This window comes from Algiphilus sp. (assembly GCF_965216485.1).
GTDB lineage: Bacteria > Pseudomonadota > Gammaproteobacteria > Nevskiales > Nevskiaceae > Algiphilus.
Window position 1 is genome coordinate 971,186 of the sequence record NZ_OZ244162.1, and the last position, 12,717, is coordinate 983,902.

The following is a 12,717-nucleotide window of genomic DNA, read 5'->3' on the forward strand; positions in this document are numbered from 1 at the left end:
TCATGACCGGCTTCTCCATGCCCAATATGCCCGTGGCGATCGACCCTCAGAAGGCCATGCAGGAAATGGCCAACTGGCAGATGAAGTTCGGCGCATTGCAGGCCAATCTGCGCGGCCTGCAGGACGAAACCAACGGTGCCACGGCGCGCGAATGCGTCTACCAGCAGGACAAGGTGCGGCTGTACCGCTACGCCGGTGAAGGCAACCGCAAGGCGCCGCCGATTCTGATCTGCTACGCCCTCGTCAACCGGCCGCACATGATGGACATCGAAGCGGAGAAATCTTTGATCCGCTCGCTGACCAAGCGCGGTCATGACATCTATCTGATCGACTGGGGCTATCCGGATCCGGCCGATCGCGTGCTGTCTCTAGGGGACTTCATCTTCGGCTATATCGACGATTGCGTCGACGAAGTGCGTCGTTTGACGCGCAGTGATGCCGTCAATCTGCTGGGTGTCTGCCAAGGTGGCTGCTTCAGCCTGTGCTACGCCGCCGCCAACCCGGACAAGGTCGCCAATCTCACGGTGATGGTGACGCCGGTGGATTTCCAGACGCCGGATAATCTGCTCACCAAGTGGGCGATGCACGCCGATGTTGGCCAGGCCGTGCAGGCCTTCGGCAATATCCCGGGCGATGTGCTGAATGTGTCCTACGTGTCACTCAAGCCCTTCCAGCTCAACGTGCAGAAGTATCTGGCGCTGCTCGACATCGGCGACGATCCGGAGGCGGTACGCAGCTTCATGCGCATGGAGCAGTGGATCTTTGACAGTCCGGATCAGGCAGGTGCCTGCTATGGCGAGTTCGTACGCAAGTTCCATCAGGACAACGAGCTGGTCAAGGATGCGCTGTCCATCGACGGCGTCCAGATCCGGCTGGATCGTCTGACTATGCCGGTGCTCAACATCTACGCGCGCGATGACCATCTGGTGCCGCCCGCGGCCTCCAAGGCCCTGGCAAGCAAGGTCGGTACCAAGGACTACCAGGAACTCGAGTTTCCCGGTGGGCATATCGGTATCTACGTTAGCGGCAAGTCGCAGAAGCTGGTGTCGCCGGCGATCAGTGACTGGCTGATCGCACGCAACTAGGCGGGTTCGTTTGGCCGGGTGGTGGCGTCCTGGATATCGCCACCCGGCCATCCCTGTGCGACGAGCCACCCATCGATACAGGCTGCGGTCTGCTCCGGGGCGTCGAAATGGAGCATGTGACCCGCCTCCTCCAGTACCTTTTCGTCACGATGTCGAAAACAGGCGCGGCGGTCATCGCGCTCGCATGCATCAATAGCCTGTGCAAAGGCGGACTGAGCGCCATCCAGGAACAGGGTCGGCGCCGTGATCTGTTGCCACACTGCCTTGGACTCGGCGGCGCGAAACAGTAGTGGACCGCGCATGCGGTGGCGCGGGTCCATGCGCAGTTGTACACCCCCGTCCACTTCCCGGGCCCATGCCTGTGCCACGTCCAGAGCGCGCTCTGCGCTCAGTCTGGGGTGTTGCTTCTGGATGCGAGTGGCGAGGCTGTGAAAATCGGGATAGACGCGCGTCTGCGGGGGTTCCTGTAGCTGGTGTAGCCAACCGCGATAGCGTTTGGGCGCCTGATCGCTGGGCGTGTCGGGAAGGAACAGCCCGTCAAGAATGACCAGCTGCGCGATCCGCTCGGGGCGAATCCCCGCGTAGAGACTCGCAATCTGTGCCCCCATGCTGTGACCGATCAGTGCCAGCGGCTGCGTCGGGCTGAGCGCATCCAGGATGGCATCGAGGTCGGCGAGATAATCGGCGAACCAATAGTGCGGCCCTGCGTGCGCGCTTTGCCCGAATCCCCGCATATCCGGTGCCGCCACCGGTGCGCGCCGCGCCCAATGCGCGCACAACGGCGCGAAGGTGGCGCCACAGTCGCCCCAGCCGTGCAGCAGTACGAGCCGTGGTGGCGCGTCCTCCCCCCAGTGTGCAACCTGAAAATCCAGGCCACGGCAGTGCACCTTCCGGTTGTGTGTGTTCACGCAGCTGCTGAATGCTTGATGTGGTGCTCCAGCAGCGGCAGGCGATCGAATCCCCAGAAGAGGGCGTCGCCAAAGAAGAAGCTGGGCGCGCCGAAGACGCCGCGAGACACAGCTTCGTCGGTCAGTTGCTTCAAGGCCGCCTTGGCGTCTTCGCCCTGCGCAGCTTCAATGGCAGCAGGAGCGTCCATGCTGAGGGTCTCGAGTGCATGGCGTACGCCGGCTTCGGTACCGATGTCGTGGCCATCGACCCAGTAGGCGCGCATCACGGCAAGCGTCCAGCGCGGCCGCTCGGCTTCGGGCAGCGTGCAGGCAATGCGCTGGGCCAGCTTGCTGTCGGTGGGGAAGACAGCGGGGAACTGGAAGGGCACCTGATGGAATGCGGCCCACCGCTGCAGGTCGGTCAGCATGTATCGGCCCTTGGCGGGTACCGCAGCCGGCATGCGATTGCCTGTGGCCTTGAACACGGCACCGAGCAGCATCGGCTTGTAGACCACCGTTGTTCCGCAGCGCGCCGCCAGGCTGTCCAGTTGAGTGGCAGCGAGATAGCTGTAGGGACTGACGGGATCGAAAAAGAATTCAATGGGGTGCATGGCGCGATGGGTCTTGTTGAGGCCGCGCCATCATGCCATGCGCGCTTTTTGCCGCGCGCTCATGCTGCGGCCGTACAATGGGTGCCCGCACTGTCTGGTGACCTTGTCGCCGCATCCATGACCTACTGCATAGCCATCAAAGTGGACGAAGGCCTGGTCTTCGCCTCCGACACCCGCACCAGTGCGGGGGTCGACGACGTCCGGACCTACAACAAGATGCACACCTTCGCCTTCCCGGGCGATCGTGTCTTCGTGCTGATGTCGGCGGGCAACCTGGCCACCACACAAACCGTGCTGACCGCCATCAAGCGGGGTTGCGAGACCGATGTGGCCGGGCCCTCTCTGCGCAATCTGCCCACGATGTTCGATGTGGCCGAGTACATTGGCGGTCTGTCGCAGCGCGCCCAGAAGCAGGTGGCAGGCGACGCACCCTCGTCGACGACCACTGTCGAGACCACCTTCATTCTCGGCGGGCAGATCGCCGGCGAGGCGCCGCAGTTGTATCTGATCTACCCGCTCGGCAACTACATCTCGGCCTCGCCGGAGTCGCCCTTTCTGCAGATCGGCGAGCACAAGTACGGCAAGCCGATCCTGGATCGCATCATCCGTCCCGGTGTCCGGCTTGAGGATGCCGCGCGCTGCGCATTGGTGTCGCTGGATTCCACCATGCGTTCAAATCTGTCGGTGGGGCCCCCGGTGGATCTTGCGCTGGTGCCGGAAGGCCAACTCAACATCAGCCATCAGATGCGGCTGGATACCGACACGCCCTATTACCGACAACTCAAGGAAGGCTGGGAAAAGAAGCTGGAAGCGGTCTTCGCCGAGCTGCCACGCTTTGACTGGGAAACCGGCAGCCCGCTCGGCAGCAATCACCCGGATGTGGGCGCCCAGGCTCAGTCCTCCAGCGCCACGGTTCACACGCTGGGATCCTGAGCCCCCTGTCCGCGGTCAGTCCGGCTGGAAGAAATGCTGGTCGATGCGGTTGTGCACCTGGCCCAGCGCAAGCTGGATGTCATCCAGGAGCTGACCCAGCGCGGTGTTGTCCTCGTCGGCCAGTAGTCCGGCCACGTCGCTGCGCTCCAGAAGCGCGTCGACTGCCATCACCGCCTCGGTGACGCGGTGTCCCTCGGGCAACCGCGGCAGAGTCTGTTGCATTGCTCCCAGGCAACAGGCCACGCTGCGCGGGAAGTTGCGGTCGTGCAGCAGGAAGGCGAGCACGCGTGGCGCGCTGACGCGGGTGCGCTGTTGGCGCCGGTACATCTGGTAGGCATGCAGACTCTTGAGCACGCTCATCCACTGGATGGTGCGAAAAGGCGTCAACTCATCGCGCTGACCGTCGCCGACGGCGCCGGAAGAGCGTACATCAATGATGCGCGTGGTCATGTCGGCCTGCTCCAGCGCCAATCCCAGCCGCAGAAACTGGAAAGGCACGCCGCGACTCATGTTGCTGACCAGCATGCCCACTGTCGTCAGGCATTGATCAATGACTTCGCGAAGCAGATCCGTGCGAATGCGGCGATAGGTCACCGACTCGCCGCGCGCACTGACCAGCGCGTAGAGTTCGTTGACCCGCTCCCAGATATCGTTCGGCATGGTCTCGCGCGTGGCGCGGAGGTTTTCCCGCGCCAGCGACAGCGTGCAGCGCAGCGAGCCGGGGAACTGCTCGTCGGCAATCAGAAAATGTGCGACCTCTGCCTCGCTGCCCTGGTTGTAGCGCGTTGAGAACTGCGACCAGGCACCAAGAATCTCGACCAGCGAGCCCCATGAAAGGGGAACATGGCGCGGCAGATCCAACGACAGGTAGGCATGGACGTTGACCAGCCGGGCCGTATTTTCGATGCGCTGCAGGTGCCGTCCGAACCAATAGATGTTTTCCGCGGTACGCGACAGCATGATCAGTTGCCTCCGTCGTCGAGATCGACCACCCAGGTGTCCTTCGCGCCTCCTCCCTGCGAAGAGTTGACCACCAGCGAATCCTTGGTCATGGCCACCCGCGTCAGGCCGCCCGTGGTGACGTAGGGCTCTTCTCGCGCCAGGATGAAGGGACGCAGATCAAGGTGTCGGGGTTCGATTCCGTCATCGGTCAGCGTCGGGGCGGTGGAAATGGCCAGCGTCGGCTGGGCCATGTAGTTACGCGGATCGGCGCGCAGGCGTTCGGCGAAGGCCGCACGCTCTGCTTTGGTCGCGCGCGGGCCGATCAACATGCCGTAGCCGCCGGATTCATTGGCCGGCTTGATCACCAACTCGTCGATGTGATCTAGCACGTAGCGGCGGTCGTCCTCGCGCATGCACAGATAGCTCGGCACATTGGGGAGGATGGCGTCCTGTTGCAGGTAGTAGCGGATCATCTCTGGCACGTAGGCGTAGACCACCTTGTCGTCGGCCACGCCAGCACCCGGCGCATTGGCCAGCGCCACGTTGCCGGCGCGCCAGGCGCGCATCAGACCCGGCACGCCCAGCACGGAGTCCGGATGAAAGACTTCGGGGTCGATGAAGAGGTCGTCGATGCGGCGATAGAGCACATCCACGCGCTGCGGGCCGTAGATGGTGCGCATGTAGCAGCAGTCGTCGTCGCCGACGAAGAGATCCGGTCCTTCGACCAGCTCGACCCCCATCTGCAGGGCGAGATAGCAGTGCTCGAAATAGGCGCTGTTGAAAATGCCCGGCGTCAGCAGGCCGATGACCGGCTGGTCGGCCGGCCGGGGGGACAGGTTGGCGAGCATGTCGTACAGCTCAGCTGGGTAGGCGTCAACCGGGAGAATGGTGCTCGACTCGAAAATCTCCGGAAAGACGCGCTTGTTCACCATGCGGTTTTCCAGCATGTAGGACACGCCGGAGGGCACCCGCAGATTGTCTTCCAGCACATAGATCGTGCCGTCGCTGTCGCGCACCAGATCCGAGCCGCAGATGTGCGCCCAGATGTCCCCGGCCGGTCGCACGCCCACACACTGCGGTCGGAAATTGACCGATTTCTCGAGCAGCTCCCCCGGGAAGATGCCGTCGCGCACGATGTGCTGTTTGCCGTAGATGTCGGCGATAAAGCAGTTCAGGGCAGTGACCCTTTGCTTCAAGCCCGCCTCTGTGCGATCCCACTCGCTGCGCTCGATGGTGCGCGGGATGACATCGAAGGGGAAGGCGCGATCGACGTTGCGGCCCTCGCTGTACACCGTGAAGGTGATCCCCAGCGACTTGATGGCGAGTTCGGCGGCAAGGCGACGGTCAGCCAGTTCGGCCGCCGTCAGGCCGCTCAGATACGCCGTGAGGGCACGTGCGGCCGGACGGGGTTTCCCGTCCGGGCCGATCAACTCGTCATAGGTGCTGGATCGATAGCGTGCCCAATTGGTGAGCTCCGTCATGAAATACGACTCGGATCAGATGGTGTGGGAGGCAGGCCGTTCGGACAACGGATGCCCAGACCGTACTGTAAGCGGGAATGGCGATGGAGTACCAATTCGTGCGGGAGATCACCGCCACCGCAGGGTTGCAGTCGCGGCCATCCGCGTGGCCGCTTTCCCGTGCTTGGCCGGCTCAGGCCATGCGCGGAGGCATGGTCGAGCAGGCAATGCGGCAACGGCAGTTCGCGACAGGGCATGGACCACTTCGAGAAGGAGGGAGGCGTGAAAGGCATTGCAAAAGGCGGGCCATTCCGAGCTGGCGTGGCCACAAAGAGCCTTTCGGCTGCATGCGCAATAATGCGCACCCTTATGTCCGACGCCGAATCGTTGTGAACGAAACTGCCAGTACGCCTGCAACCGAGGTCAAGGGAGTCATGCTGCCCATCACGCGGGTGCGCATGAGCGCCCGTGGCGCCTCCGATACGGTGGCCGAGTTCCGTGCATGGGCGGAGGCACTGCCCGAAGCCATGCGCAGCATGCCCATCATCCTGGATGCGGCCCATCACACCGCCTGTAGCAGCCTGCTTGAAGTGGCGCGGGAATACGGTCTGCGCGTGCTCGGCGTGGCCGACGGCAAGCTTGCTCCCACCGCCCCGGCATGCGGGCTGGCTGTGCTGCCCGAGGATGCGCTTATGCCGACCCGTGCGCGTACCACGAGCCACGCGGAGCGCCCCGTCCAAGAAGCGCAGGACAAGGCGGTTGCCGCTGCTGTCACGGCCGGAGGGCGGTCACGGGTCGTCCAGAGCCCGGTGCGGTCCGGGCAACAGATCTATGCCGAGGGCGGTGACCTGATCGTGCTCGGAACGGTCAGCCCGGGCGCGGAAGTTATCGCCGATGGCCATATCCACATCTACGGCGCGTTGCGTGGCCGCGCCATCGCCGGTGCCCGCGGCGATGCCACGGCGCGCATTTTCTGTCGGCGTTTCGAGCCCGAACTGGTGGCCTGTGCCGGCGTCTATAATGTTGCCGAGCGCATGCGCGGCGAGCTCAGCGGCAAACCGGTGCAGGTGTGGCTGGACGGTGACGATCTGCAGTTCAGCAGCCTGGACTAGCGAGCGCCGACTGCCGCGACCTCACTCAGAAGGCCAAGCGGGCTCCGGCGGCAAAGGACACCTGTTCGAAACCGCCGCCGTCGCCGTCGCGATCCAAGTAGCGGACTTCGGCATAGGGCTGGACCGGTAAGAGATTGAGCCGGCTGCCCAGTCGCGCCTCGGCGCCGTCGAAGTCATCGGTGCTGACGTAGCCCAGCTGCAGGTAGGGCAGGAAGCGGCCCTCGCGCGAGGCACGGTCGAAACGCAGCTGCAGGGCACCGCCCACATTGTCCGTGTCCGCGTTGCCCCCGGACGTGGCAACGTCGATACGGCTGTAGACCACTTCGACCCAGAAGGCCGCCAGCAGGTCGCGCGAGCCGGCATAGTCCTGAGCGCCCAGCCCAAGGCGGTACAGCTGGCTGTCGAGGTCGTAATTGGAGCCGCCGGTCGAGCCCTCCGTAAAGTGCCCTTCGGCATCGCCCTGCACAAAGTAGTCGCCCTCGATGAAGACGCGGCCGCGCGCCGCCACCCCCATGCCCTGCGAGTGGTCTTCCACGCCGTTCCCGAAATCGTTGTCCGAGGTCGTGACGTTGAGGTCGACTTCGGCGTAGTTGCCCGCGGAATGGGCCGCGCTGGAAAGGCCGATCAATGCCGCGGCCCACAGTGAGTGCCTGGCGTTCATAGCTGTTCTGTCCCCGATTAGTGATGCGCAGTGCGCCTTTCAGGTTCAGGCTACTGGCTTCGGCGCGGAGGGGCAACGCGACGCGCCCGTCAGGCCCCCGTGGACGCCGCGCCAATGCGCATGCCGCGCTGCACACATGACCGATGCGACACCGCTATCATGGCGCGTCATCATCTCATCACGTTCGGGGGGCTCTCAGCCTTGGCAAAGATCATCGTCGTGACCTCGGGGAAAGGGGGCGTCGGCAAGACCACGACCAGCGCCTCTTTCGCGACCGGCCTTGCGGTACGCGGCTACAAGACGGCCGTCGTGGATTTCGATGTCGGCTTGCGCAATCTCGACCTCATCATGGGGGTCGAGCGGCGCGTGGTCTTCGATTTCGTCAACGTCATCCAGGGCGAGGCCACCCTCCGCCAGGCGCTTATCCGCGACAAGCGTTACGACAATCTCGCCATCCTCGCCGCCAGCCAGACCCGCGACAAGGAAGCCTTGACCATCGATGGCGTGCAGCGCGTGCTCGAAGAATTGGCCAAGGAATTCGATTACGTGGTGTGTGATTCTCCCGCCGGCATCGAGCATGGCGCCTATGCCGCCATGTACTTTGCCGACGAGGCTTTGGTGGTCACCAATCCGGAAGTGTCCTCGGTGCGGGACTCCGACCGGGTGCTTGGCCTGCTGTCCTCCAAGACGCGCAAGGCGGAGCAGGGCAACGGTACGGTCCGCGAGCACCTAGTGTTGACGCGCTACAACCCGGCGCGCGTGGCCAAGGGCGAGATGCTGTCGGTGGAGGATGTCACCGATATTCTTGCCATTCCGCTGCTCGGGATCATTCCCGAATCGCAGGCGGTGCTGAACTCCTCGAACCAGGGCGTGCCAGTGGTGGCGGATACCGCCACCGACGCCGGCTCGGCCTATGCCGACATGGTGGCGCGTTTCCTCGGTGAAGAGCGCGCGCACCGCTTCGTGGAGGTCGAGAAGAAGGGCTTTCTCGGCCGTCTGTTCGGAACCTGAGGTCGCGCATGGATTGGATGAAGCTGTTTCGAAACGAGCGCAAGAACAGCGCCAATGTGGCGCGCGACCGGCTCAAACTGGTCGTCATGCACCAGCGCGAGGGACGGGGCGCCGGTCCTGACTGGCTGCCACGCCTGCGCGAGGATCTGCTGGCAGTCGTGCGGCGCTACACCGAGGTGGCGGACGACGCCGTGCACGTGCGTGTGCAGCACGATCAGGGCGTTGATCTGCTCGAGATGAATATCGCGTTGCCGGAAGAAGAGCGCGGCGGGTCGGTCAGCAAGGCGGGAAGCGGTTCCTGACCGCCATTCGCGTCGCTGCGGTCAGTGCGCCGCGTGTCCGCAGCGGCCGAGTCGCAGGTTGCGCCAATGGGCCAAAGCCAGCAGGCCGGCGCCGCTCAGCGTGACCACGCTTTCTCCCCGGGGCGACACCGCCTCCAGGGTGCTGAGCGCGATGGCCAGTGCCATCAATGCCAATGCCAAGACACCCATCGCCACCACCACCGCACTGCGGTGGCGTCGATAACCCGATAGCAGCGCAATGGCGCTGGGTGCCAGCGCGGCTGCCAGAAACCACTCGTGAAAATGCGGCGCCGTCAGCCAGCCCAGTCCCCAGATCGGGATCGCCGTGATGGCGGCGACCACCAGTACGCAATGCACCGCGCATACTCCGGACAGAGCGATGGCGAGCCGATCGATGGGAGCGTTGCGCAGCGGCATGGTGGCGTTGGGTGCGGTCACGGGGAGGAGGCCAAGCGATGAACGTTACACAATAACATAAGGCCCCTTCCTCCTGAGGACGTGTCCAGCGGCTACGGCTTTGTTCCTCCGGCCTCAGTGTTCGCGCAACTGCTTGCGCAGAACCTTGCCGACGTCGGATTTGGGCAGTTCCTCCACGAATACGATGCTGCGCGGCAGCTTGTAGCGGCTGAGCTGCTGCTCGCAGAAGGCCAGGATACGCTCGGCCGTCAGGCTTTCATCGGCGCGCACCACGTACAGCTTGACTGCCTCGTCGGTATCGGCGTGGGGGACGCCGACGCAGGCACACTCGCGTACCCCGTCGCACTGGATGACCACGCTCTCGACCTCGTTTGGATAGACATTCAACCCCGAAACGATGATGACGTCCTTGAGGCGATCGATGATGCGGATGAAGCCCTCGGCATCGATGGTTGCGATGTCGCCAGTGCGCAGGAATCCGTCCTCGGTGAAGGCGGCACGCGTGGCGTCGGGGCGTCGCCAATAGCCACGCATGACCTGCGGTCCGCGCACACACAGCTCGCCGGCCGTGTCGATGCCCACTTCGCGGCCATTGTCTTCACGGATGGACACCTCCGTCGAGGGCAATGGCAGGCCGACGCTGCCGTTGTACTCCGGAGCGGAGAGCGGGTTCATGGCAACTGCAGGTGCGGCCTCGGTCAGTCCGTAGGCTTCGGTCAGGGCCCGGCCGGTCACGCTTTGCCACTGGTTGGCCACGGCCGCTTGGACCGCGGCGCCCCCGCCAAGCGTGAACTTCAGTTCCGAGAAGTCGATATCGCCAAAGCCCGGCGTATTGAGCAGCCGGCTGAACAGGGTGTTGACACCCGTGATCGCGGTGAAACGCCGTCGTGCCATCTCCTTGACCATACCGGCGCGGTCGCGTGGATTGGCGATGAGCGCGTTCTCCGCCCCGAGGCTGAAGAACACCAGGCAGTTGGCCGTGAGCGCGAAGATGTGGTGCAAGGGCAGGGCGGTGAGGATGCGCTCCCGACCTTCCTCGGCCCAGGGTGCGATCCAGGCGCGCGCCTGCATGACATTGGCCACCATATTGCCGTGGCTCAGTTCCACCCCCATCGGGGCGCCTGTCGTGCCGCCCGTGTATTGCAGGAAGGCGAGATCTGCATGGGTCAGTACGCAGCGGTTGAAGGGTTGGCTGTGGCCCCTTGCCAGCGCCACTCGAAAGGGCACATGGCCGCGGATGCGCCACGCCGGCACCGCGCGCATCAGATGGCGGACCCGCGCGTTGACCATGATGCGTCGGCCGAGTGGCTGCAGGTCGCCAATCGATGTGGTGATCACCTGCTCGATGTCAATGTGCTCGAGCACGCGCGAAAGGGTATGCGCATAGGGCTCGGCCACCACGACGACGCGCGCGCCGGAGTCCTCCAGTTGTTCACGCAGCTCGCGCTCCGCGGCCATTGGGTTCAGATTGACGATGACGATGCCCGCGCGCAAGGCACCGAACATGGCGACCGGATACTGCAGCAGATTGGGCAGCATCAGAGCGATGCGGTCGCCCTTGGAGAGTCCCAGGCGGTTTTGCAGATAGGAAGCGAAATCCTGACTGAGCCGGTCGACATCGCCATAGCTGAGTGCGGCACCGATGTTCTCGAAGGCGATGCGATCCCGGTGCGCGACGATGGCGCGCTCCAGAATGTCGACCAGAGAGGTATAGCGGGCAATATCGATCTGCGCAGGGACGCCTTCCGGATATTGGGGTAGCCAGATCGCTTCCACGACGAGCGTCTTCCTTGTTGAGCGGGGGCAGCGGTGGCGGCAGTGAAGCGCCGTGTCGGGCGCGCAGCCTACCCTTTGCCGGCCGGCTCGTGAAGCCAGGCGCGCAGATCCGTGTTGTCGAGTTGGGCATCGACGGCTTCATCGACACGGCGCAATACCTGCTCCGCCTGGTGGATAGCGGGGGTTCCGCTGGTCCGCAATGGATAGGTGTCGGGATGTCCGCTGCGCAGGGTGGCCCACAATTCGGACAGTCTCATCGACTCGGGTGCCCGCGCCGGCAGGATGCGGCCTGGAATCTCGGCGGTCTCGGCGAGGATGCCCTTCCTGATCAGCGTGTCGATCACAGGGTCGACGAATTCCGAGGGGGCCGCCAGCGTGCGGGCCAGTTCATTGCGCGTTGCCGCCGGATGCCCCTGCTGATGGCGCCGCACCGTTTCGGCGGCGACGGCAAGACCGATGCGTTCAATCAGGCGCGGCGGCGCCCCTTTTTCGCGGCCGTGGCGCTGCACATTCTCGGGGTGACCGAGATAGAAGCTCAGCTGACAGCCGAGCAGCAGGATCAACCAGCCCACGTACAGCCAGATCAGCAGGAAGATGAGAATCGCGAAACTGGAGTAGACCGCGTTGTAATTGCCCGAGGAGGCGACGAAGGAAGCGAATCCCATGCTCGCCGACTGCCACAGCACACCCGCGAAGAGGCCGCCGCCGAAGGCTGCGTGCAGCGGTACGCGGGTATTGGGAATGAAGCTGTAGAGGAAGGTGAAGACGCCGATGATGATCAGATAGGGCGTCAATCGGGCCAGCAGGTAGACCAGCGTGCCGAAGGGCTCCACGCTGGCAATGGTCTGCACCACCGCGCTGTTGAGCACGGAGGCCGTGATGCCCACGGACAGAAAAACCGCAAAGGGACCGATGATCAGTACTGACAGGTACTGGCTGAAGCGGACCGCGAAGGTGCGCGGCTGATGGATTCGCCAGATCCAGTTGAAGCTGGCCTCCACCTTCTGGATCAGCGACACCGCGGCGAACAGCAGCAGGCCGATACCCAAGGAACCCAGCACGCCCACCTGGATGTTCTCGACGAAGCCGATGACGTTTTCGGTGACTTCGTCGGCGCGCTCACCCAGCGGTGCCAGGAACTGCTCCAGCGCGGGCTTGAGCGCGTTGTGTACGCCCATGGCCTTGAACAGCGAAAAGGCCAGAGCCAACATCGGAACCAGCGACAGCAGGGTGGTGTACACCAGGCTCATGGCCCGCAGTGACAGGTCGCCGCGCGCGAAATCGCGGATCAGCATGACGACGTAGCGCGTCACCGTGGCCAGCACACGGTGCACGCGATGTTCGTGTGCGCCGTCCCACAGCCAGGTCTGCAGTGCGGTGACGCGCTCGCCCAGTGTCAGGCGCACGAGTGCACCGTCAAGGACGCTTGACAAAAACGCATGCCTTGCATATTGTGCGACGCACAAAATGTTGCACCGCAACAGAGGCGGTCCAAGCCTCTTCGGAAATTGTTAGTCATT

At 64.0% G+C, this 12,717-nt stretch carries 13 protein-coding genes; 5 read left to right on the forward strand and 8 right to left on the reverse strand.

Annotation, left to right across the window (positions count from 1 at the left end):
- Positions 1–2: 2 nt before the first annotated feature.
- Entirely contained in the window at positions 3–1,085 is a 1,083-nt protein-coding gene (gene phaC / locus ACOOFO_RS04470; RefSeq protein WP_420428456.1) for a class III poly(R)-hydroxyalkanoic acid synthase subunit PhaC, read from the forward strand.
- Here the strand turns inward: phaC and ACOOFO_RS04475 are convergent.
- Positions 1,082–1,993, reverse strand: coding sequence for an alpha/beta fold hydrolase (locus ACOOFO_RS04475; protein ID WP_420428457.1), 912 nt, complete (start codon positions 1,991–1,993; stop codon positions 1,082–1,084). The genes phaC and ACOOFO_RS04475 overlap by 4 nt on opposite strands.
- Entirely contained in the window at positions 1,990–2,583 is a 594-nt protein-coding gene (locus ACOOFO_RS04480; RefSeq protein ID WP_420428458.1) for a 2-hydroxychromene-2-carboxylate isomerase, read from the reverse strand. The genes ACOOFO_RS04475 and ACOOFO_RS04480 overlap by 4 nt, the downstream gene beginning before the upstream one ends.
- Positions 2,584–2,700: 117 nt before the next feature.
- Between ACOOFO_RS04480 and ACOOFO_RS04485 the strand changes: the two genes are divergently transcribed.
- On the forward strand, positions 2,701–3,516 hold the full coding sequence (locus tag ACOOFO_RS04485; protein WP_420428459.1) for a peptidase: 816 nt from the start codon (positions 2,701–2,703) through the stop codon (positions 3,514–3,516).
- A 15-nt stretch (positions 3,517–3,531) separates the two neighbouring features.
- Here ACOOFO_RS04485 and ACOOFO_RS04490 read toward each other — a convergent pair whose 3' ends face one another.
- Together ACOOFO_RS04490 and ACOOFO_RS04495 are read right to left on the reverse strand one after the other, a co-directional pair.
- Positions 3,532–4,476: an alpha-E domain-containing protein gene (locus ACOOFO_RS04490; RefSeq protein WP_420428460.1), complete on the reverse strand. Its 945-nt coding sequence runs from the start codon at positions 4,474–4,476 to the stop codon at positions 3,532–3,534.
- Between the two features lie 2 nt (positions 4,477–4,478).
- On the reverse strand, positions 4,479–5,939 hold the full coding sequence (locus tag ACOOFO_RS04495; RefSeq protein ID WP_420428461.1) for a circularly permuted type 2 ATP-grasp protein: 1,461 nt from the start codon (positions 5,937–5,939) through the stop codon (positions 4,479–4,481).
- A 326-nt stretch (positions 5,940–6,265) separates the two neighbouring features.
- Between ACOOFO_RS04495 and minC the strand changes: the two genes are divergently transcribed.
- Positions 6,266–7,030 (forward strand): septum site-determining protein MinC, encoded by a 765-nt coding sequence (gene minC, locus ACOOFO_RS04500; protein ID WP_420428462.1) that lies wholly within the window; start codon positions 6,266–6,268, stop codon positions 7,028–7,030.
- Positions 7,031–7,055: 25 nt separating this feature from the next.
- On the opposite strand, the gene ACOOFO_RS04505 is transcribed toward minC, so the two are convergent.
- On the reverse strand, positions 7,056–7,691 hold the full coding sequence (locus ACOOFO_RS04505) for a hypothetical protein (protein ID WP_420428463.1): 636 nt from the start codon (positions 7,689–7,691) through the stop codon (positions 7,056–7,058).
- A gap of 201 nt (positions 7,692–7,892) precedes the next feature.
- Here ACOOFO_RS04505 and minD point away from each other — a divergent pair, with 201 nt between their 5' ends.
- Positions 7,893–8,702, forward strand: a complete 810-nt coding sequence (gene minD, locus ACOOFO_RS04510; protein ID WP_420428464.1) for a septum site-determining protein MinD — start codon at positions 7,893–7,895, stop codon at positions 8,700–8,702.
- Positions 8,703–8,710: 8 nt separating this feature from the next.
- Positions 8,711–9,004: a cell division topological specificity factor MinE gene (minE, locus tag ACOOFO_RS04515; protein ID WP_420428465.1), complete on the forward strand. Its 294-nt coding sequence runs from the start codon at positions 8,711–8,713 to the stop codon at positions 9,002–9,004.
- 21 nt (positions 9,005–9,025) lie between these two features.
- Here minE and ACOOFO_RS04520 read toward each other — a convergent pair whose 3' ends face one another.
- The 3 genes from ACOOFO_RS04520 to ACOOFO_RS04530 form a co-directional block, all read right to left on the reverse strand.
- Positions 9,026–9,442, reverse strand: a complete 417-nt coding sequence (locus ACOOFO_RS04520; protein ID WP_420428466.1) for a MerC domain-containing protein — start codon at positions 9,440–9,442, stop codon at positions 9,026–9,028.
- Between the two features lie 93 nt (positions 9,443–9,535).
- Positions 9,536–11,197 carry an AMP-binding protein gene (locus ACOOFO_RS04525; RefSeq protein ID WP_420428467.1) on the reverse strand — a complete coding sequence of 554 codons (1,662 nt, stop codon included), beginning with the start codon at positions 11,195–11,197 and terminating at the stop codon, positions 9,536–9,538.
- 68 nt (positions 11,198–11,265) lie between these two features.
- On the reverse strand, positions 11,266–12,603 hold the full coding sequence (locus ACOOFO_RS04530) for a YihY/virulence factor BrkB family protein (protein ID WP_420428468.1): 1,338 nt from the start codon (positions 12,601–12,603) through the stop codon (positions 11,266–11,268).
- Between the last annotated feature and the right edge of the window lie 114 nt (positions 12,604–12,717).

What these genes read in the sequence shown, in the direction of transcription:
- phaC (WP_420428456.1), top strand. Translation starts at nt 3, where the DNA reads ATGACCGGCTTCTCCATGCCCAATATGCCCGTGGCGATCGACCCTCAG.
- ACOOFO_RS04480 (WP_420428458.1), bottom strand. Translation starts at nt 2,583, where the DNA reads ATGCACCCCATTGAATTCTTTTTCGATCCCGTCAGTCCCTACAGCTAT.
- ACOOFO_RS04485 (WP_420428459.1), top strand. Translation starts at nt 2,701, where the DNA reads ATGACCTACTGCATAGCCATCAAAGTGGACGAAGGCCTGGTCTTCGCC.
- ACOOFO_RS04490 (WP_420428460.1), bottom strand. Translation starts at nt 4,476, where the DNA reads ATGCTGTCGCGTACCGCGGAAAACATCTATTGGTTCGGACGGCACCTG.
- ACOOFO_RS04495 (WP_420428461.1), bottom strand. Translation starts at nt 5,939, where the DNA reads ATGACGGAGCTCACCAATTGGGCACGCTATCGATCCAGCACCTATGAC.
- minC (WP_420428462.1), top strand. Translation starts at nt 6,266, where the DNA reads ATGCGCAATAATGCGCACCCTTATGTCCGACGCCGAATCGTTGTGAAC.
- ACOOFO_RS04505 (WP_420428463.1), bottom strand. Translation starts at nt 7,691, where the DNA reads ATGAACGCCAGGCACTCACTGTGGGCCGCGGCATTGATCGGCCTTTCC.
- minE (WP_420428465.1), top strand. Translation starts at nt 8,711, where the DNA reads ATGGATTGGATGAAGCTGTTTCGAAACGAGCGCAAGAACAGCGCCAAT.